At 66.7% G+C, this 20,124-nt stretch carries 14 protein-coding genes; 13 read left to right on the forward strand and 1 reads right to left on the reverse strand.

Annotation, left to right across the window (positions count from 1 at the left end; translation table 11 throughout):
- Positions 1–142: 142 nt before the first annotated feature.
- From AT700_RS09365 to AT700_RS09375, 3 genes are all read left to right on the forward strand, one after another.
- The gene (locus tag AT700_RS09365; RefSeq protein WP_003103513.1) at positions 143–2,182 is read left to right on the forward strand and encodes an NADPH-dependent 2,4-dienoyl-CoA reductase; all 2,040 of its coding nucleotides are present in this window, start codon (positions 143–145) and stop codon (positions 2,180–2,182) included.
- Between the two features lie 336 nt (positions 2,183–2,518).
- Positions 2,519–3,958 (forward strand): hypothetical protein, encoded by a 1,440-nt coding sequence (locus tag AT700_RS09370; protein ID WP_003143611.1) that lies wholly within the window; start codon positions 2,519–2,521, stop codon positions 3,956–3,958.
- A 37-nt stretch (positions 3,959–3,995) separates the two neighbouring features.
- Entirely contained in the window at positions 3,996–4,895 is a 900-nt protein-coding gene (locus AT700_RS09375) for a 1-aminocyclopropane-1-carboxylate deaminase/D-cysteine desulfhydrase (protein ID WP_017001936.1), read from the forward strand.
- Here the strand turns inward: AT700_RS09375 and AT700_RS09380 are convergent, their stop codons facing one another.
- Entirely contained in the window at positions 4,896–5,861 is a 966-nt protein-coding gene (locus AT700_RS09380) for a DUF1853 family protein (protein ID WP_019726529.1), read from the reverse strand. It abuts the gene before it with no gap.
- A gap of 124 nt (positions 5,862–5,985) precedes the next feature.
- Between AT700_RS09380 and AT700_RS09385 the strand changes: the two genes are divergently transcribed.
- From AT700_RS09385 to AT700_RS09430, 10 genes are all read left to right on the forward strand, one after another.
- Complete coding sequence (locus AT700_RS09385) at positions 5,986–6,873, forward strand: NAD(+) kinase (RefSeq protein WP_003091343.1); 888 nt, start codon at positions 5,986–5,988, stop codon at positions 6,871–6,873.
- Positions 6,873–7,853 carry a metallophosphoesterase gene (locus AT700_RS09390; RefSeq protein WP_003091336.1) on the forward strand — a complete coding sequence of 327 codons (981 nt, stop codon included), beginning with the start codon at positions 6,873–6,875 and terminating at the stop codon, positions 7,851–7,853. Before AT700_RS09385 ends, AT700_RS09390 begins: the two co-directional genes overlap by 1 nt.
- Entirely contained in the window at positions 7,850–8,710 is an 861-nt protein-coding gene (locus AT700_RS09395; RefSeq protein WP_033998846.1) for a rhomboid family intramembrane serine protease, read from the forward strand. Before AT700_RS09390 ends, AT700_RS09395 begins: the two co-directional genes overlap by 4 nt.
- 83 nt (positions 8,711–8,793) lie before the next feature.
- Complete coding sequence (locus tag AT700_RS09400) at positions 8,794–9,057, forward strand: YeaC family protein (RefSeq protein WP_003104989.1); 264 nt, start codon at positions 8,794–8,796, stop codon at positions 9,055–9,057.
- A complete protein-coding gene (locus AT700_RS09405) occupies positions 9,057–9,890 on the forward strand; it encodes a DUF2797 domain-containing protein (protein WP_047690387.1) in 834 nt (277 codons plus the stop codon). Before AT700_RS09400 ends, AT700_RS09405 begins: the two co-directional genes overlap by 1 nt.
- Positions 9,891–9,908: 18 nt before the next feature.
- Complete coding sequence (gene pepN / locus AT700_RS09410) at positions 9,909–12,566, forward strand: aminopeptidase N (RefSeq protein ID WP_003116455.1); 2,658 nt, start codon at positions 9,909–9,911, stop codon at positions 12,564–12,566.
- A 446-nt stretch (positions 12,567–13,012) separates the two neighbouring features.
- Positions 13,013–14,977 (forward strand): DUF1302 domain-containing protein, encoded by a 1,965-nt coding sequence (locus AT700_RS09415; RefSeq protein WP_003104994.1) that lies wholly within the window; start codon positions 13,013–13,015, stop codon positions 14,975–14,977.
- Positions 14,978–15,035: 58 nt separating this feature from the next.
- Positions 15,036–16,403 (forward strand): DUF1329 domain-containing protein, encoded by a 1,368-nt coding sequence (locus tag AT700_RS09420; protein ID WP_003091320.1) that lies wholly within the window; start codon positions 15,036–15,038, stop codon positions 16,401–16,403.
- A gap of 180 nt (positions 16,404–16,583) precedes the next feature.
- On the forward strand, positions 16,584–17,681 hold the full coding sequence (locus AT700_RS09425; RefSeq protein ID WP_003119767.1) for a WD40/YVTN/BNR-like repeat-containing protein: 1,098 nt from the start codon (positions 16,584–16,586) through the stop codon (positions 17,679–17,681).
- Between the two features lie 12 nt (positions 17,682–17,693).
- Positions 17,694–20,075: an efflux RND transporter permease subunit gene (locus AT700_RS09430; protein WP_003110076.1), complete on the forward strand. Its 2,382-nt coding sequence runs from the start codon at positions 17,694–17,696 to the stop codon at positions 20,073–20,075.
- Positions 20,076–20,124 lie beyond the last annotated feature (49 nt).

A 20,124-nucleotide genomic window follows, 5' to 3' on the forward strand; every position in this document is an offset into this window, starting at 1 on the left:
AGTAACTTGTCATTTAGGATCATTGAGCGCTCCGGTGGCGCTCCTTAGAGTCGTCGCCATACCGACCGCTGCCCGTGCCGCGCATTGCGCCCGAGGCCGCGGCATATCCGTGAACGCGTTTCGTCCGATGTGGAGACCCCCGATGACCGCCGCCGTTCCCTATCCGCACCTGCTCGCCCCGCTGGACCTCGGCTTCACCACCCTGCGCAACCGCACCCTGATGGGGTCCATGCACACTGGCCTGGAAGAGAAGCCGCAGGGCTTCGAGCGCATGGCGGCGTATTTCGCCGAACGCGCCCGTGGCGGCGTCGGCCTGATGGTCACCGGCGGCATCGGCCCGAACGAAGAGGGCGGCGTGTATTCCGGCGCGGCCAAGCTGAGCACGCCGGAAGAGGCGGAGAAGCACAGGATCGTGACCCAGGCGGTGCACGAGGCGGGCGGCAAGATCTGCATGCAGATCCTGCATGCCGGCCGCTACGCCTACAGCCCGAAGCAGGTGGCGCCGAGCGCGATCCAGGCGCCGATCAATCCGTTCAAGCCCAAGGAACTCGACGAGGAAGGCATCGAGAAGCAGATCGCCGACTTCGTCAACTGCGCCAGCCTGGCCCAGGTCGCCGGCTACGATGGCGTCGAGATCATGGGGTCGGAAGGCTACTTCATCAACCAGTTCCTCGTGCAGCACACCAACCAGCGCACCGACCGCTGGGGCGGCAGCTACGAGAACCGCATGCGCCTGCCGGTGGAGATCGTCCGCCGGGTGCGCGAGGCGGTGGGGCCGAACTTCATCATCATCTATCGCCTGTCCATGCTCGACCTGGTCGAGGGCGGCAGCAGCTGGGACGAGATCGTGCTGCTGGCCAAGGCCGTCGAGAAGGCCGGCGCGACCCTGATCAACACCGGTATCGGCTGGCACGAGGCGCGCATCCCGACCATCGCCACCAAGGTGCCGCGCGCGGCCTTCACCAAGGTCACCGCCAAGCTGCGTGGCGAGGTCGGCATCCCGCTGATCACCACCAACCGCATCAACACTCCCGAGGTGGCGGAGAAGGTCCTGGCCGAGGGCGATGCCGACATGGTCTCCATGGCCCGGCCGTTCCTCGCCGACCCGGATTTCGTCAACAAGGCCGCCGCCGGCCACGCCGAACGGATCAACACCTGTATCGGCTGCAACCAGGCCTGCCTCGACCACACCTTCGGCGGCAAGCTGACCAGTTGCCTGGTCAACCCGCGCGCCTGCCACGAAACCGAGCTGAACTACATCCCCACCACCAGGCCGAAGAAGATCGCCGTGGTCGGCGCCGGCCCGGCCGGCCTGGCCGCCGCCACCGTGGCCGCCGAGCGTGGGCACCGGGTCAGCCTGTTCGACGCCGCCGGCGAGATCGGCGGGCAGTTCAACGTGGCCAAGCGGGTTCCCGGCAAGGAAGAGTTCCACGAGACCCTGCGCTACTTCCGCAACAAGCTGGAGAGCACCGGTGTCGAACTGCACCTGAACCGCCGGGTCGACGTGGACGACCTGGTCGCGGGCGGCTACGACGAGATCGTCCTCGCCACCGGCATCGTTCCGCGCACACCGGCGATCCCCGGCATCGAGCATCCGAAGGTGATCAGCTACCTGGATGCGATCCTCGAGCGCAAGCCGGTGGGTGGCAAGGTGGCGGTGATCGGCGCCGGCGGCATCGGCTTCGACGTCTCCGAATTCATCACCCATGCCGGTCCGTCCACCAGCCTGGAGCGCGAGGCGTTCTGGAAGGAGTGGGGGATCGATACTCGCCTGGAAGCCCGCGGCGGCATCGCCGGGGTCAAGGCCGAGGTGCATCCGGCGGCGCGCCAGGTGTTCCTCCTGCAACGCAAGAAGAGCAAGGTCGGCGACGGCCTCGGCAAGACCACCGGCTGGATCCATCGCGCCGGCCTGAAGAACAAGCAGGTGCAGATGGTGAATGCCGTGGAGTATCTCGGGATCGACGACGCCGGCCTGCATATCCGCGTTGCCGAGGGCGAGCCGCAGGTGCTGCCGGTGGATACCGTGATCGTCTGCGCCGGCCAGGACCCGCTGCGCGAGTTGCAGGACGGCCTGCTGGCGGCCGGCCAGAGCGTGCACCTGATCGGTGGCGCCGACGTCGCCGCCGAGCTGGATGCCAAGCGCGCCATCAACCAGGGTTCGCGCCTGGCTGCCGAACTCTGAGAGCCTTTCCGCGATCTGTTGCGTAGCGGAGAAACTGCGTTGAAAACGGCTTTTCTCCAGCTCGCACAGGTTCTGCGTATCGCCCCTGTCCGCCCTCGTCGGCGCGGCGGGGGGCTGTGCACCGGTTCGGTGAACGGTGGCGCTCTGCCACGGTGATCTCCGTCCGCTCAAAACCCGACCGCTTCACAATTTCCCCTACCGCTCGGCGGGCCGTCCGGCATCGCCCGGGTGTCTGCCAACCCAGTCACATTGCCCGCGACATTTTTTCCCCTAGACTTGCCCGAACAACGAGATAGCGCCTGTTTTTCAGGTGACATGCCAGATGGGTACTGCCGGATGCGGGCCGCCTCGCCAGGCGTTCGAGGGTTAGCGATGAGCATGCAGAAAAAGCCACAGATGGCGGAGGCCGTGCTGTTCTTCAACGACAGCGGCGTCTGCAAGGAAATGCTGTATCCCGAATTCGAGGCGCTGCTCGATGGCCTGGTGCGCATGCCGGAATACGCCGACCGGCAGATGCACCTGGCCTATGTGTTGATCAATCCGCGCCTGCAGGCGCGGGCGGCGGTGTTCTTCTATCTCGATTTCGACGAGCAGGGCGGCGCCGACACCGGCTGGAACCTGCCTCTGCGCAACCTCGCCGAACGCGCCGGACGCGGCCCCGACATGGGCGGCGGGCCGATCCGCCTGGCCTGTCGCAGCCAGTGCCCGGTGTCCTGGCACCAGATGCACCTCTGGGACCCGGAGAGCAGCGCCGGACGCAACCATTTCGTGCTCATCCGCGACGCGCTCAGGCGCAACCAGCTGGGCCTGCTGGTGGACGAAGAGCCTGCCGCGGTGGAGCCGCAGCGGCTGCAGATGGCCGCCGAAGAGCAATGGTACGCCGCCGGTCCCGCCGCCCCGAAGGCACCGCCCGCGGAGCCTCCGCGCAAGCAGGAGGACGAGCAGGCGGCGCGCCTGGCGCAACTGGTCAAGCAGCAGCGACAACAGCTCGCCGCCCTGGCCCGGCAGCAGGAGCAGCGCCTGGCCGGGCTCGCCCGGCAGCACGAAGAGGAACTGGCCAGGCGCGAACAGGACGCCCGCGGGCAACTGGACATCCTGCGCAGCGAAGTGCTCAGCCTGCAACAGGCCCTGGAACGGCAGGCGCGGGAGAACGCCGAATTGCAGCAGCGTCTGCTGGAGCAGGGCGAGCAGTTCCAGCGCAACCGCGAGGAACTGACCCGGCAACTGCGTTTCATCGAGAACCAGGGGCGCAACGAGACCGACCTGCTGCGCTCGGAGTTCGCCGACGAACTGGAGGCTCGGGTGGCGGCGGCGGTGGCCGGCTACAAGGAGCAGGTCTCGATCCGCGACGTCGAACTGGCCTACCGCAACGAGCTGGACCAGCAACTGGAGCAGGAACTGGCCGAGCTGCGCGCCGAGCGCGACCGTCTGGCCGCCCAGGGACCGGAGCAACTGCTGGAGCGTCTATCCGGCCAGGGCGTGGTATTCGTCGCCTACCATCCCGGTGCCGGGCACCTGACCATCCCCTTGCAGGACATCCCGCGTTACCAGGACAATCCGCTGGCCTACGCGGCGGCCAAGTGCTTCGTCTCCGAGAGCCAGTACCGCCAGTGGCTGGACCACTTCCAGCAGCCGCGCTGCGAGGCGCTGCTGCCCGGCGGCGAACGCTGCAACCTGCCGCTCGACCGGGTCGACAACCCGGCGCGCTTCGTCGCCGGTGACACCAACTGCTGCGCCCGGCACAAGACCACGGGGCGCCTGCGCACCGTGAGCTGACTCCTTGCCGTTTCCCCACTGGTCACCGCATACACCCTTGCAGCGTCTCGAACTCGACTGGCTGCAACGGGCCGGGGTCGAACTGGCGCTGCTGCGCCTGGACCAGGCCGATCCGCTGATCTCCGGCAACAAGGGGTTCAAGCTCGCGCCACACCTGGCGCTGGCCCACGAGCAGGGGCTGGACGGCCTGATCAGCCTCGGCGGCGCCCATTCCAACCACCTGCACGCGCTGGCCGGCGCCGGCGCGCGTTTCGGTTTCCGTTGCGTCGGCCTGTTGCGCGGACACGAAGTCGATACGCCGACGGTGCGCGACCTGCGCAGTCTCGGCATGGAACTGCACTGGCTCGGCTACGGCGGCTATCGCCAGCGGCATGCCGCCGGCTTCTGGCTTCCCTGGCGGGAACGTTACCCAGGCTTGCTGCCGGTCGCCGAGGGCGGTGGCGGGCTGCTGGGCGCGCGCGGTTGCATCGGGCTGGTGGAGCGCATAGCGACCCAGTTGCCGACGCTCGGCTGGGACGATTACGACGCGATCTGGGTGGCCGCCGGTACCGGTACGACACTGGCCGGCCTGGTGCTCGGCGAGGCCGGGCGGCATCCCGTGGTGGGCGCGCTGGCGGTGCCGGAGGACCACGGCGTCGCCGCCCAGGTCGCGGCGACCCTTGCCGAGGCGGGCTGGGCCGATGCCGGCTATCGCCTGCTGGACGCCAGCCGTGGCGGTTTCGCCCGCCTCGATGGGAAATTGGCGCGGTTCATCGTCGAGTTCGAGACGGCCAGCGGCGTCGCCCTCGAACCGCTGTACACCGGCAAGCTGCTGCTCGCCCTGCGCGAGGCCGTGGAGAGCGGCGCGGTGGCTCGCGGCAGCCGGCTGGTGGCGCTGCACAGCGGAGGTCTGCAGGGCCGCCGGGCATTGCAGGAGCGTTTGCTGGCGTTGCTCTGATCAGGCATCCGCGGCCTGGCGCGCGCTACCCCACAGGCTGAGCCCCGGTGGCCAGTCGTCGCTGGCCAGGAACAGGCGCTCGGCCTCTACCCAGTAGCCGTCGCGCGGCACCACCCTTACCAGCATTTGCGGACGTGCCTCGTCGGCGAAGGCGATGTTCCAGCAGGCGCCGTCGCGCGGTGGGTCGAGCGGGTCCTGCCGCCGCATGGCCGGCGCCAGCCAGTGCTCGCGCGACAGATGCAGCCAATGCTGCCCGGTCTGCGGTCCGGCCAGGCTGGCCAGGTACGCCGGCCAGTCGCGCTGGCGGAGCCAGCGGCCACGCAGATGCCGTGGCTCGATGTCGGCGGGCAGGCTGCCCGGCCCGGGCCAGGGATGGAACAGGTAGCCGCTCAGCCACAATGCGGAAACGGCCGATTCGGCGCCATGGGCGGCCAGCACCTGGCGACCCTCGCGGGTCGCCGCCAGCGGCAACTGGTGTCGGCAGAGGTGTTCCAGCTTGCGTGACAGGCGGTCCTGGCCGCCGGGGCCGAGCCAGTCGCCGGGGCCGGACTGGGGCCCCAGGTAGAGTTTGATCGCCAGTTCCAGATGGTGGATGCCGTCGTCGTCCCGCAGCAGCAGGTCGAGTTCGCCAAGGGTATGCCCGCCGTCGCGCACCGGCAGGTTGGCGGCGATCAGGCGCACGTCCGGGGCTTGTTCCAGGGCGAATTGCCAGAGATGTTCGTAGTACAGGCCGAGACGCTGCCGTGGCCACTGCGCGAGCCAGGCGGCGAGGTGCTGCGGCTGTCGCTCCTGTTCGCGCAACCAGGCGGCCAGGCGCTCCGGCTCCTGGCGCCAGCGGCTGGCGGCGAGCGGATGGCGCTGCGGCTCCGGGGTCCGGCGCAGCAACGGCGGGGCGAGCAGGGTCCAGGCCAGGTCGCGGACGGCCGGGTGGTGCAATTCGTCGAGCAGTTCGGTCAGCAGCGTCATACCCTGAGGTTAGCCGGGTTGCGCCACTCGCGGCGATTTCCCTTACATGCGCGGGTTTGCCGCTGTCCGCGGCTTTCGCCCATAATCCGCTCTATCCCGCCCGCCAGCTTTTCGCAGGAACCGCATGGAACCCTTTCGCAATATCGGCATCATCGGCCGCCTCGGCAGCACCCAGGTGCTGGACACCATTCGCCGGCTGAAGAAATTCCTGATCGATCGCCACCTGCATGTGATCCTCGAGGACACCATCGCCGAAGTCCTGCCCGGACACGGCCTGCAGACCTGCTCGCGGAAGATCATGGGCGAGATCTGCGACCTGGTGGTGGTGGTCGGCGGCGATGGCAGCATGCTCGGCGCGGCCCGAGCGCTGGCCCGGCACAAGGTGCCGGTGCTGGGGATCAACCGCGGCAGCCTGGGCTTCCTCACCGACATCCGCCCGGATGAACTGGAGGCCAAGGTCGGCGAGGTGCTGGACGGCCAGTACATCGTCGAGAGCCGCTTCCTCCTCGATGCCCAGGTGCGTCGCGGTATCGACTCGATGGGGCAGGGCGATGCGCTCAACGACGTGGTCCTGCACCCGGGCAAGTCGACCCGGATGATCGAGTTCGAGCTGTATATCGACGGCCAGTTCGTCTGCAGCCAGAAGGCCGACGGCCTGATCGTCGCCACGCCCACCGGTTCCACCGCCTACGCGCTGTCCGCCGGCGGTCCGATCATGCATCCGAAGCTGGATGCCATCGTCATCGTGCCGATGTACCCGCACATGCTTTCCAGCCGCCCGATCGTGGTGGACGGCAACAGCGAGCTGAAGATCGTCGTGTCGCCGAACATGCAGATCTACCCGCAGGTCTCCTGCGACGGGCAGAACCATTTCACCTGCGCCCCCGGCGATACCGTGACGATCAGCAAGAAGCCGCAGAAGCTGCGCCTGATCCACCCCATCGACCACAACTACTACGAGATCTGCCGGACCAAGCTCGGCTGGGGCAGCCGCCTGGGCGGAGGCGACTGATGCAACTCGACCCCGGACGTGGCTACGACCTGATCGGCGATGTCCACGGCTGCGCGCATACCCTGGACCGCCTCCTCGACCTGCTCGGCTACCGCCTGCAGGGCGGCGTCTGGCGCCATCCGCGGCGCCAGGCGCTGTTCCTCGGCGACATCGTCGACCGCGGCCCGCGCATCCGCGAGGCCCTGCACCGGGTGCACGCGATGGTCGACGCCGGCGAGGCGCTGTGCATCATGGGCAACCACGAATTCAACGCGCTCGGCTGGAGCACCCCGGCGGCGCCCGGCAGCGGCCGCCAGTACGTCCGCGAGCATACGCCGCGGCATGCCCGGCTGATCAAGGAGACCCTCGAGCAGTTCGAGGGCCACGATGCCGACTGGCGCGACTTCCTCGGCTGGTTCCAGCAACTGCCGCTGTTCCTCGATGCCGGGCGCTTCCGCATGGTCCATGCCTGCTGGGATGGCGAGCTGATCGCGACCCTGCGCCGGCAGTTCCCCGACGGGCGGATCAGCGAAGCCTTCCTGCAGGAGTCGGCGGAGCCCGGCAGCTTTGCCGACCTGGCCTGCAACCGTCTGCTGCGCGGCACCGACATGCGCCTGCCGCACGGTGCCACCCTGACCAGCAGCGATGGCTATACGCGCGCCTTCTTCCGCACCAAGTTCTGGGTCGAGGACGAGGCGCCGCGCACCTACGGCGATATCGTCTTCCAGCCCGACGCGTTGCCCGAAGCGATCGCCCGCGAGCCGCTCAGCGAGGAGCAGAAGTCCAGCCTGCTGACCTACGGCGCCGACGAACCGCTGTTGTTCGTCGGCCACTACTGGCGACGCGGCACGCCGGCGCCGATCCGGCCGAACCTGGCCTGCCTGGACTACAGCGCGGTGATGTACGGCAAGCTGGCGGCCTATCGCCTGGATGAGGAAACCCGCCTGGACCGGCACAAGTTCGTCTGGGTCGAAGTGAAGCGGCCGGAGGCTGACGAGTGAGCGCGGTGCAGGTCCTGAAGTTTCCCCTGTCGGTCGACCTGGCCGGCTTCGTCGGCCTGCTGCGGCGTCTGAACGTGCCGCACCGGGTCAGCGAGGAGTCCGGCCAGCAGGTCCTCTGGGTGCCCGACGAGCGGCTCGCCGAGCAGGTCCGCGAGTTGTACCGGCGTTATCCCGAAGGCGATCCGCAGGCGACCCTGGAGGCCGCGCCGCGACCGGCGGGGCAGGGTTTCGTCCGGCAACTGCGGATGAGCCCGATGACCGCCGCGGTGTTGCTGCTGACCTTCGTCGTCGCCGCTGTCACCTACCTTGGCGACAACTTCGCGACGATGCGCTGGCTGACCTTCCAGGACTTCCGTATCCAGGGCCAGTACGCGCTGTTCACGCCGTTGGCCGAGAGCCTGGCGGCGGGTCAATGGTGGCGGCTGTTCACGCCGATGCTGATCCACTTCGGCTGGCTGCACCTGGCGATGAACGCCATGTGGTTCTGGGAACTGGGCCGGCGCATCGAGTTCGGCCAGGGCCGCCCGATGCTGCTCGGCCTGACCCTGCTGTTCGGCCTGGTGTCCAACGTGGTGCAGTACGCGGTGAGCGGCGCCAGCCTGTTCGGCGGGTTGTCCGGGGTGCTCTATGGCCTGCTCGGGCACTGCTGGATCTTCCAGTACCTGGCGCCGAACCAGGCCTATCGCCTGCCCAGGGGCGTCGTGGCGATGATGCTGATCTGGCTGCTGGTGTGCCTGTCCGGGGTGATCGACCTGCTCGGCTTCGGCTCCATCGCCAACGGCGCGCACGTTGGCGGGCTGCTGGTCGGTTGCCTCAGCGGTTTGCTGGGCGGCCTGCTGGCGCGGCGTCGCCGTTGAGCGAGGGGCTGCGGCAGCTTCGATGTGCGCCGCCGGCCCCGGCCCGGTAGAATGGCCGGTACGCCTTTTCACCGGAGCCGGCCATGTCGTCCTTCAATCAAGCGATCGAGAACATCACTCCTGAGATCTACCAGAACCTCAAGCTGGCCATCGAGATCGGCAAGTGGCCGGACGGCCGCAAGCTGACCCAGGAGCAGAAGGAACTCTGCCTGCAGGCGGTGATCGCCTGGGAGCTGCAGAACCTCCCCGAGGAGGAGCGCACCGGCTACATGGGCCCGCAGCACTGCTCCTCGCATTCCGACGAGCCGATCCCGAACATCCTGTTCAAGTCGGACTCCGTGCACTGATGGAAGAAATCGCCCGCGGCGCGCTGAGCAAGATGACGGCGCGCCTGGAAAGCAATGCTCCCGTGCAATACGCCTTCCGCCTCGACGACCGCGAAGTCGCGGTGAACCCGCTGATCGGCCGGCCGCTGCGCCTGGAGTACCTCGGCAGCATCTTCTGCACCCATTGCGGCCGCAAGACGAAGAAGAGTTTCAGCCAGGGCTATTGCTATCCCTGCTTCACCCGGCTGGCGCAGTGCGACAGTTGCATCGTCAGCCCGGAGAAGTGCCACTACGAGCAGGGCACCTGCCGCGAACCGGAGTGGGGCGAGCGGTTCTGCATGACCGATCACGTGGTGTACCTGGCCAACTCCTCCGGGGTAAAGGTCGGCATCACCCGCGCCAGCCAGATTCCCACCCGCTGGATCGACCAGGGCGCGCGCCAGGCGCTGCCGATCCTGCGCGTGGCCACCCGCCAGCAGTCCGGCCTGGTGGAAGACCTGCTGCGCAGCCAGGTCGCCGACCGCACCAATTGGCGGGCCATGCTCAAGGGCGAAGCCGAGCCGGTCGATCTGGCGGCAGTCCGCGAGCAGTTGTTCGACCAGTGCGCCGACGGCCTGCGCGAATTGCAGCAACGTTTCGGCCTGCAGGCGATCCAACCGGTTATCGACCTCGATCCGCTCGAGATCGCCTACCCGGTCGAGGCCTACCCGAGCAAGGTCGCCAGCCTCGACCTGGAAAAAACGCCTATCGTCGAAGGCACGCTTCGCGGTATCAAGGGCCAGTACCTGATCCTCAATACCGGGGTGATCAACATTCGCAAATACACGGCCTACCAGATCGCCGTGCATCACTGAGCAGAAGGGCCACAAGCCATGCGCACCGAGCAACCGAAAGTCATCCACCTCAAGGACTATCAGGCGCCGGACTACCTGATCGACGAGACCCACCTGAAGTTCGAACTGTTCGAAGACCACAGCCTGGTACACGCCGAGTTGAAGCTGCGGCGCAACCCCGAGCGCGGCGCCGGCCTGCCGCCGCTGTTGCTGCATGGCCAGCAACTGGAGCTGCTGGCGCTCGAACTGGACGGCCAGGCGCTCGGCGCGGACGACTACCAACTGGACGACGAGCAGCTCGGGGTGCAACCGCGGCAGGCCGAATTCGTCCTCAGGAGCACGGTGCGTATCCATCCGGAGAGCAACACCGCGCTGGAAGGCCTGTACAAGTCCGGCAAGATGTTCTGCACCCAGTGCGAGGCCGAGGGTTTCCGCAAGATCACCTATTACCTCGACCGTCCCGACGTGATGAGTCGCTTCACCACCACCGTCAGCGCCGAACAGCAGCGCTACCCGGTGCTGCTCTCCAACGGCAACCCGGTGGCCAGCGGTTCCGAAGGCAACGGCCGGCACTGGGCGACCTGGGAAGACCCGTTCAAGAAGCCGGCCTACCTGTTCGCCCTGGTTGCCGGCGACCTCTGGTGCGTCGAGGACAGCTTCCGCACCATGAGCCAGCGCGACGTGGCGCTGCGCATCTACGTCGAGCCGGAGAACATCGACAAGGTCCAGCACGCCATGGACAGCCTGAAGAAGTCGATGCGCTGGGACGAGGAGGTCTACGGCCGCGAGTACGACCTGGACATCTTCATGATCGTCGCGGTCAACGACTTCAACATGGGCGCGATGGAGAACAAGGGCCTCAACATCTTCAACTCCAGTTGCGTCCTGGCCCGCGCCGAAACCGCCACCGACGCCGCCCACCAGCGGGTCGAGGGCGTGGTGGCGCATGAGTATTTCCACAACTGGTCGGGTAACCGGGTCACCTGCCGCGACTGGTTCCAGCTGTCGCTCAAGGAGGGCTTCACCGTATTCCGCGACTCGGAGTTCTCCGCCGACATGAACTCGCGCACGGTCAAGCGCGTCGAGGACGTCGCCTTCCTGCGCACCAACCAGTTCGCCGAGGACGCCGGGCCGATGGCGCATCCGGTGCGCCCCGACTCGTTCATCGAGATTTCCAACTTCTACACCCTGACCGTCTACGAGAAGGGCTCGGAAGTGGTGCGGATGATCCACACCCTGCTCGGCGCCGAAGGCTTCCGCAAGGGCTCGGACCTGTACTTCCAGCGCCACGACGGCCAGGCGGTGACCTGCGACGATTTCGTCAAGGCCATGGAAGACGCCAATGGCGTCGACCTGACCCAGTTCAAGCGCTGGTACAGCCAGTCCGGCACTCCGCGCCTGGCGGTGGAAGGCGAGTACGACGCCGCCGCCCGCCGCTACACCCTGACGGTGCGCCAGAGCTGCCCGCCGACTCCCGGCCAGCCGAGCAAGGAACCCTTCGTCATCCCGCTGGAGCTGGGTCTGCTCGACGGCCAGGGCCACGAACTTCCGCTGCGCCTGGAAGGCGAGGCCGTGGCCCAGGGCGGCAACCGCGTGCTGGCGGTGACCGAGGCCGAGCAGCGCTTCGTCTTCGTCGAGGTGCCGGAGCAGCCGCTGCCATCGCTGCTGCGCGGCTTCTCCGCGCCGGTGAAACTGAGCTTCCCCTACAGCCGCGACCAGTTGCTGTTCCTCATGCAGCACGACAGCGACGGCTTCAACCGCTGGGAGGCCGGCCAACAGCTTTCGGTGCAGGTCCTGCAGGAGCTGATCGGCCAGCACCAGCGCGGCGAGCAACTGGTACTCGACCCGCGCCTGATCGAGGCCTACCGCACCCTCCTGGCGGATGAGGCGCTGGACCAGGCGATGGTCGCCGAGATGCTCTCGCTGCCCAGCGAGGCCTATCTCACCGAGATCAGCGAAGTCGCCGATGTCGACGCGATCCATGCCGCCCGCGAATTCGCCCGCCAGCGTATCGGCGAAGCGCTGTTCGAGCCGCTGTGGCAGCGTTACCAGGCCAACCGCAAGATTTCCCGCGACACCGCCTACCTCGCCGAGGCCTCGCACATAGCCCGGCGCAGCCTGCAGAACATCGCGCTGTCCTACCTGTCGCTGTCGGGCCGGGAGGAAATCCTCGCCGCCTGCCTGGAGCAGTACGAAGGCTGCGACAACATGACCGAGCGCCTGACCGCCCTGGCGGTGCTGGTCAACTCCGGCTTCGAGGCGGAGAAGGGCAAGGCCCTGGCCATGTTCGCCGATTACTTCAAGGATGACCCGCTGGTGATGGACCAGTGGTTCAGCGTGCAGGCCGGCTCGCCGCTGCCGGGCGGGCTGGAGCGGGTCCAGGCGCTGATGCAGCACCCGGCCTTCACCCTGAAGAACCCGAACAAGGTGCGCGCGCTGATCGGCGCGTTCGCCAACCAGAACCTGGTCAACTTCCATCGTCCTGACGGCGCCGGCTATCGCTTCCTCGCCGACCAGGTGATCGTGCTCAACGCACTCAACCCGCAGATCGCCTCGCGCCTGCTGGTGCCGCTGACCCGCTGGCGCAAGTACGACGAGGCGCGGCAGGCGCTGATGCGCGGCGAGCTGGAACGCATCCTGGCCTCCGGCGAATTGTCCAGCGACGTCTACGAAGTGGTGAGCAAGAGCCTGGCCTGATCCGCCAGCTTCGCCCGGAAGAGGGTGTTACTGGCCACTGGCTGGTAACGCCCTTTGTTACTTCTGGGAATCGCTTCACTGTTTTCCATTGATGGAGTCCGCTTAATCGTGTTTCGCGAACCTCCCTGCGCAGGCTCTGCGAAGGGACTTTTCGCGCCACCGGCGAAATTCGCCTGGCGCGTTTTGTCGGACACTTCCTGTTTTCTGGTCAGTGAATGAACAGTCATCCCGCAGGAAGTCCTGTTTTTTTCGCAATCCATTGAATTGCCTGGAGGATTCCGTTGAATTGGCATCCCGGTTGCACTGCCTCGTCGCGCGGTTCCCTTTCGTCGATGCTAGGCCGGTGACGCCGCGACCACCCATAACAAGGCCGCAGAGAAACGGCCGAACGGCGAACCGCCCGCAGTGGCGGCGCCCAACGCATGACCACATGGAGTGAGTTCCCGATGTACATCCCCAACCGCCAGCCCCGGCTGCGCTCCGCGCCGGCCCGGGCCGGCTTCGCCTTCGCCGGGCTGCTGCCGCTGCTGGGCGGCCAGGCCCAGGCCGTCGAATTCAGCTTCCTCGACAACGAGGTGTCCGGTTCGCTCGACACCACCCTGTCCTACGGCACCCTGTGGCGGGTGCAGGGGCAGGACAAGAGCAACAACGACATCAACACCAACGACGGCAACCGCAACTTCGATACCGGCCTGGTTTCCGAGGTCTACAAGATCACCTCGGACCTGGAGGCGACCTGGCGCAACTATGGCGTGTTCATCCGCGGCACGGCGTTCTATGACACCCAGATCATGGACAAGCGCAACGACTACTACAGCCACAACGATCCATCGCAGCCGAGCCAGAGCTATCCCCACGACGACCGTTTCACCAGCCAGACCCGCGACATCGCCGGGCACAAGGCGGAAATCCTCGACGCCTACGTCTACGGCAGCTGGGACATCGGCAACATGCCGCTGAGCGCGCGCTTCGGCCGCCAGGTGTTCAACTGGGGCGAGGGCATCTTCTACCGTGGCGGGGTCAACACCACCAACCCGGTGGACGCCGCCAAGTACCGCCTGCCCGGTTCCGAGCTCAAGGAAGTGCTGATGCCGGTGGAAGCGCTGAGCTTCAACATCGGCCTGACCGACAACCTGTCGATGGAAACCTTCTACCAGTGGAACTGGAAGGAAACCCGCCTCGACCCGGTCGGTACCTTCTTCTCCGAGACCGACCTGTTCGCCGACGGCGGCAACACCGGCTACAGCGACTTCACCGGCACCGCGCTGGACACCCCGGTGCCCGGCTTCGGCAACGTCATCGGCCTGTACCAGGCGCTGGGCAACAATCCGCTGCTCAGCGGCGCGCTGAAGAACACCGGCCTCTATGCCAACGGCGTGACCCCGGCCTACGGCAACGTGATGAAGGTGTCGTCCATCGGCAAGGACATCAACGCGCGCAACGACGGCCAGTTCGGCGTGGCCTTCCGCTACATCGCCGAGGAACTGAACAGCACCGAGTTCGGCTTCTACTTCGTCAACTACCACTCCAAGGAGCCGACCCTGTACGCCGACATCGGCGACTATGCCGGGGCCGACCTGGCGGCGCTGGCCAACACCCTGCGGCCGATCGCCGGCAACCTCGCCGAAGCCCTGGCCAACGGCCTGGTGACCGCCGACGTGATGGGCAACATCAATGCCCGCCGCGAGTTCGCCGAAGACATCCGCATGTATGGCTTCAGCTTCAACACCACGGTGGGCGACGCCTCGGTGTTCGGCGAGCTGGCCTATCGGCCGAACCTGCCGATCGGCATCGCCGCCACCAACGACCTGATCGGCGACCTCGCCCACGGTGCGGCGGAAGCCGCCAACGGCGGACAGATCAACGTCGGCGGGCAGATGGTCGGCCTCGGCGGGCAGATCCACAACTACGAGCGGGTCGAGGCGTTCAACACCTCCCTCGGGACCATCTACAACTTCGGCCCGTCGCTGAGCTTCGACTCGTTGACCGGCGTCGCCGAGCTGGCCTCGGAACACCTGCGTGGCAGCAGCCTGAAGTACACCGCCTACGACGGCAGCACCCGCTACTATGCCGGGCGCGGCAACAGCTCGTACGTTTCCGGTGGCGACCGTGGCGACCAGGTGAACCGCAACGCCTACGGCTACACCCTGCTGCTCAGCGGCACCTGGAACGACGTGTTCGCCGGGGTCAACGTGTCGCCCTACGTGGTCTACAAGGACGACTTCGAAGGCAACTCCTACCAGACCGGCAACTTCATCGAAGGTCGCAAGGCCTACACCCTGGGGATCAAGGCCACCTACCTGAACAGCCTGGAAGGCGAACTGCAGTACACCGAGTTCTACGGCGGCGGGCAGAACAACAACATCCGCGACCGCGACAACATCGGCCTGACCGTGAAGTACTCCTTCTGACCGAACCGATAACGACACGGGCGCCGCGAGCGCCCGGCACCTCACACGGAGAACCCTCATGTTGAACAAGCACCTGCTGATCGGCGCTTCCCTGGCGCTGGCACTGGGCAGCGGCGGCGCGCTGGCCGGCGTTTCCGCCGGCGAGGCGGCGCAACTGAAGTCGAGCCTCACCCCGCTGGGCGCGGAGAAGGCCGGCAACGCCGCCGGCAGCATTCCCGCCTGGACCGGCGGCATCACCCAGGCGCCGGCCGGCTACAAGCCGGGCCAGCACCACCCGGATCCGTTCGCCGCGGACAAGCCGCTGTTCACCATCGACAAGGCCAACCTGGAGCAGTACAGGGAACACCTGACCCCGGGCCAGCTGGCGCTGTTCAAGACCTACCCGGACAGCTTCCGGATGCCGGTCTACCCCAGCCGCCGTTCCGGCTCGGCGCCGCAGTGGCTGTACGACAACACCTTCGCCAATGCCACCAGCGCCAGGCTGCTGGACGGCGGCAACGGGTTCGCCGACGCCTATGGCGGGGTGCCGTTCCCGATTCCGAAGAGCGGCGTGGAGGCGCTGTGGAACCACGTCGCCCGCTACCGCGGCACCTATGTCGTGCGCCGCGCTTCGGAAGTCGCGGTACAGCGCAACGGTAGCTATTCGCTGGTGACCTCGCAGCAGGAAGCGCTGTTCAAGTACTACCTCAAGGGCGGCAGCTTCGCCGACCTGAACAACCTGATGTTCTACTACCTGTCGTTCACCAAGAGCCCGGCGCGCCTGGCCGGCGGCGCGGTGCTGGTGCACGAGACCCTCGACCAGGTCAAGGAGCCGCGCCAGGCCTGGGGCTACAACGCCGGCCAGCGCCGTGTGCGGCGTGCGCCGAACCTTGCCTACGACACGCCGATCGCCGCCGCCGACGGCCTGCGCACCGCCGACGACACCGACATGTTCAACGGCGCGCCGGACCGCTATGACTGGAAGCTGCTGGGCAAGAAGGAAATCTACATTCCCTACAACAACTACAAGGTCAGCAGCCCCGAGGTGAAGTACGAGGAACTGCTCAAGCCGGGCCACCTCGATCCGCAATACACCCGCTACGAGCTGCACCGCGTGTGGGTGGTGGAAGGTACCCTGAAGCCGGGCGCGCGGCATATCTACTCCAAGCGCACCCTGTACCTCGACGAGGACAGCTGGAGCGCGGCGGTGGTTGACCAGTACGACGGTCGCGGCGAACTGTGGCGGGTGTCGATGGCCTACCTGAAGAACTTCTACGACCTGCCGTACACCTGGAGCGCGCTGGACGTGTTTCACGACTTGCAGGCGCGTCGCTACCACGTGCAGAACCTGGACAACGAGGAGCCGGGTACCATCGACTTCACCCAGGCGATACCGGACGACTCCTACTTCAAGCCCTCGGCCCTGCGCCGCCGCGGCACCCGCTGATCGCTCCGCTCGCCGGCGCCGACCGCTTCCCTCCGGGGAGGAGGGCGGCGCCGATCCCCCCGTTACAGACGGCTTACACGCTTAACAAAAGATAACGTGGCTTCAATTGTCTCCGTCGCCAAACGCTGGCTATATAACGCTCACCACGAACCACTAATAACAACAACGGGGACGGTATCCATGCGTGAGCCCATGACGTGGCGCACTTCGCCCGGCCAAACCGCGGACGCTTCGCGGCATCCGGCCATTCCTTCCAGATCGCCCCTGGCCAGCAGGGCCCTGTCGTTTCTCGGGGCACTTTCTCTTCTGACCTTCGCCGCCACCCCGGTCCTGGCCGAGTCGACGCCAACCGCCGCGCCGCCGCAATTCGCCGTGGAATCGCCGAAGGCCGCCAGCAGCCTGCTGCTCAGCGTCGCCCATGCCGGCAAGCGGCTGGTCGCGGTCGGCGACCGTGGGCATATCCTGCTCTCCGACGACGACGGCAAGACCTGGACCCAGGCCAAGGTGCCGACCCGCCAGTTGCTCACCTCGGTGTTCTTCGTCAACGAGCGCAAGGGCTGGGCGGTCGGGCACGATGCGCAGATCCTCGTCAGCGACGACGCCGGCAGCACCTGGACCAGGCAGTTCGAGGACCTCGGCCGCGAAGCGCCGTTGCTGGACATCTGGTTCGCCGACGAACAGCACGGCCTGGCCGTCGGTGCCTATGGCGCGCTGCTGGAGACCCGCGACGGCGGCCAGCACTGGGAAGACGTCAGCGAGCGCCTGGACAACGAGGACCAGTTCCACCTCAACGCCATCGCCGCGGTCAAGGACAACGGCCTGCTGGTGGTCGGCGAAGCCGGCAGCCTGTTCCGCTCGAAGGACTGGGGCGCCACCTGGGAAAAACTCGAAGGCCCCTACGAGGGCTCGCTGTTCGGCGCCATCGGTACCGCCGATGCGGGCGGCGTGCTGGTCTACGGCCTGCGCGGCCACCTGTTCCGCTCCGCCGATTTCGGCGACAGCTGGGAAGAGATACCGCTGAAGGCGGCGTCCGGCGACCTGGAATTCGGTCTCTCCGACGGCGCGCTGCTGGCGGACGGGCGTATCGTCGTGGTCGGCCACGGCGGCAGTGTCCTCGAAAGCACCGACGGCGGGCGCAGCTTCAGCGTGTTCAACCGTCCCGACCGGCTGTCCCTGGCCGGCGTCAGCGCCACCGGCGACGGCCACCTGATCCTGGTCGGCCAGGGCGGCGTGCACCTCGCTGCGGCGAACGGTGCCGCGCTCGAACAACAACAATAAGGCGGGGGTCGCATGAGTGCCATGAACCAGCATCAGCAAAACAAGGCGAGCCTGCTCGAACGCCTGATCTTCAACAACCGGCCGGTGGTGATCTTCCTCTGCCTGCTGGTCAGCGTCTTCCTGTTCTACCAGGCCACCCAGGTGCGGCCGTCCACCAGCTTCGAGAAGATGATCCCGCTGGAGCACCCGTTCATCCAGAAAATGCTCGAGCACCGCAACGACCTGGCCAACCTCGGCAACACCGTGCGCATCTCGGTGGAGGCGGTGAACGGCGACATCTTCACCAAGGAGTACATGGAGACGCTCCGGCAGATCCATGACGAGGTGTTCTACATCCCCGGCGTCGACCGTTCCGGCCTGAAGTCGTTGTGGAGCCCCAGCGTGCGCTGGACCGAAGTGACCGAGGAAGGCTTCGCCGGCGGCGAGGTGATCCCGCAGACCTACGACGGTTCGCCGCGGGCGCTGGAGGAACTGCGCAACAACGTGCTCAAGTCCGGGCAGATCGGCCGCCTGGTGGCGAACAACTTCAAGTCGAGCATCGTCGACGTACCGCTGCTGGAGATGTACCCGAACCCGAAGAACCAGAGCGAACTGATCAAGCTCGACTACCGCCAGTTCTCCCATGAGCTGGAAGAGAAGATCCGCGACAAGTACCAGTTGCAGAATCCCAACGTGAAGGTGCACATCGTCGGCTTCGCGAAGAAGGTCGGCGACCTGATCGACGGGCTGGTGATGGTGGTCGGCTTCTTCGGTATCTGCCTGCTGATCACCCTGGTCCTGCTGTACTGGTTCACCAAGTGCATCCGCAGCACCATCGCCGTGCTGATCACCACCCTGGTCGCGGTGCTCTGGCAGCTCGGCCTGCTCAACCTGGTCGGTTTCGGCCTCGATCCCTATTCGATGCTGGTGCCGTTCCTGATCTTCGCCATCGGTATTTCCCACGGCGTGCAGAAGATCAATGGCATCGCCTTGCAGTCCAGCGGCGCCGACAATGCGCTGATGGCGGCGCGGCTGACCTTCCGCCAACTGTTCCTGCCGGGGATGATCGCGATCCTCGCCGACGCCGTCGGCTTCATCACCCTGCTGGTGATCGACATCGGGGTGATCCGCGAGCTGGCCATCGGCGCCTCGATCGGCGTGGCGGTGATCGTCTTCACCAACCTGATCCTGCTGCCCGTGGCGATCTCCTACATCGGCATCAGCAAGAAGGCGGTGCAGCGCAGCAAGGATGACGCGGTGCGCGAGCACCCGTTCTGGCGCCTGCTGTCGAACTTCGCCAGCCCGAAGGTGGCCCCGGTGTCCATCGCCATCGCCCTGCTGATGCTCGGCGGCGGCCTCTGGTATGGCAAGCACCTGAAGATCGGCGACCTCGACCAGGGTGCGCCGGAACTGCGTCCCGACTCGCGCTACAACCTCGACAACGACTTCATCATCCGCAACTACTCGACCAGTTCGGACGTGCTGGTGGTGATGGTCAAGACCTCCCCGGAAGGCTGCTCCACCCACCAGGCCCTGGCGGCCATGGACGAACTGGCCTGGAAGCTGGAGAACACCGAGGGCGTGCAGTCGGCGATCTCGATGGTCACCGTGTCCAAGCAGGTGATCAAGGGGATGAACGAAGGCAACCTGAAATGGGAGACCCTGTCGCGCAACCAGGACGTGCTGAACAACTCCATCGCCCGTGCCGACGGTCTCTACAACACCGACTGCTCGCTGGCGCCGCTGCTGGTCTTCCTCAACGACCACAAGGCCGAGACCCTCGACCGCGCGGTGGCGGCGGTGCAGGCCTTCGCCGCGGAGAACGACAAGGACGACCTGCAGTTCCAGCTGGCCGCCGGCAACGCCGGGATCGAGGCCGCCACCAACGAGGTGATCAAGCAGTCCGAACTGATCATCCTGGTTCTGGTGTACATCTGCGTGGCGGCCATGTGCATGATCACCTTCCGTTCCTTCGCCGCGACCCTCTGCATCGTCCTGCCGCTGATCCTCACCTCGGTGCTGGGCAACGCGCTGATGGCGGCGCTGGGCATCGGCGTGAAGGTCGCGACCCTGCCGGTGATCGCCCTCGGCGTCGGCATCGGGGTGGACTACGGGATCTACATCTACACCCGCCTGGAGTCTTTCCTGCGCATGGGCCTGCCGTTGCAGGAGGCCTACTACGAGACCCTCCGCTCCACCGGCAAGGCGGTGCTGTTCACCGGCCTGTGCCTGGCGATCGGCGTGGCCACCTGGATCTTCTCGGCGATCAAGTTCCAGGCCGACATGGGCCTGATGCTGACCTTCATGCTGCTCTGGAACATGTTCGGCGCCCTCTGGCTGCTGCCGGCCCTGGCGCGTTTCCTGATCAACCCGGCCAAGCTGCAGGCCAGGAAGGCCTCGCTGTTCGCTCACTGAGTCGCACCGAGCCTCGCCAAGACCGCGGCCCCGGCCGCGGTTTTTTTCG

It is taken from the genome of Pseudomonas aeruginosa (genome assembly GCF_001457615.1).
Taxonomy (GTDB): Bacteria; Pseudomonadota; Gammaproteobacteria; order Pseudomonadales; family Pseudomonadaceae; genus Pseudomonas; species Pseudomonas aeruginosa.

What these genes read in the sequence shown, in the direction of transcription:
- AT700_RS09390 (WP_003091336.1), top strand. Translation starts at nt 6,873, where the DNA reads ATGCAACTCGACCCCGGACGTGGCTACGACCTGATCGGCGATGTCCAC.
- AT700_RS09415 (WP_003104994.1), top strand. Translation starts at nt 13,013, where the DNA reads ATGTACATCCCCAACCGCCAGCCCCGGCTGCGCTCCGCGCCGGCCCGG.
- AT700_RS09405 (WP_047690387.1), top strand. Translation starts at nt 9,057, where the DNA reads ATGGAAGAAATCGCCCGCGGCGCGCTGAGCAAGATGACGGCGCGCCTG.
- AT700_RS09385 (WP_003091343.1), top strand. Translation starts at nt 5,986, where the DNA reads ATGGAACCCTTTCGCAATATCGGCATCATCGGCCGCCTCGGCAGCACC.
- AT700_RS09380 (WP_019726529.1), bottom strand. Translation starts at nt 5,861, where the DNA reads ATGACGCTGCTGACCGAACTGCTCGACGAATTGCACCACCCGGCCGTC.
- AT700_RS09400 (WP_003104989.1), top strand. Translation starts at nt 8,794, where the DNA reads ATGTCGTCCTTCAATCAAGCGATCGAGAACATCACTCCTGAGATCTAC.
- AT700_RS09365 (WP_003103513.1), top strand. Translation starts at nt 143, where the DNA reads ATGACCGCCGCCGTTCCCTATCCGCACCTGCTCGCCCCGCTGGACCTC.
- AT700_RS09370 (WP_003143611.1), top strand. Translation starts at nt 2,519, where the DNA reads ATGCGGGCCGCCTCGCCAGGCGTTCGAGGGTTAGCGATGAGCATGCAG.
- AT700_RS09425 (WP_003119767.1), top strand. Translation starts at nt 16,584, where the DNA reads ATGCGTGAGCCCATGACGTGGCGCACTTCGCCCGGCCAAACCGCGGAC.
- AT700_RS09430 (WP_003110076.1), top strand. Translation starts at nt 17,694, where the DNA reads ATGAGTGCCATGAACCAGCATCAGCAAAACAAGGCGAGCCTGCTCGAA.
- pepN (WP_003116455.1), top strand. Translation starts at nt 9,909, where the DNA reads ATGCGCACCGAGCAACCGAAAGTCATCCACCTCAAGGACTATCAGGCG.
- AT700_RS09420 (WP_003091320.1), top strand. Translation starts at nt 15,036, where the DNA reads ATGTTGAACAAGCACCTGCTGATCGGCGCTTCCCTGGCGCTGGCACTG.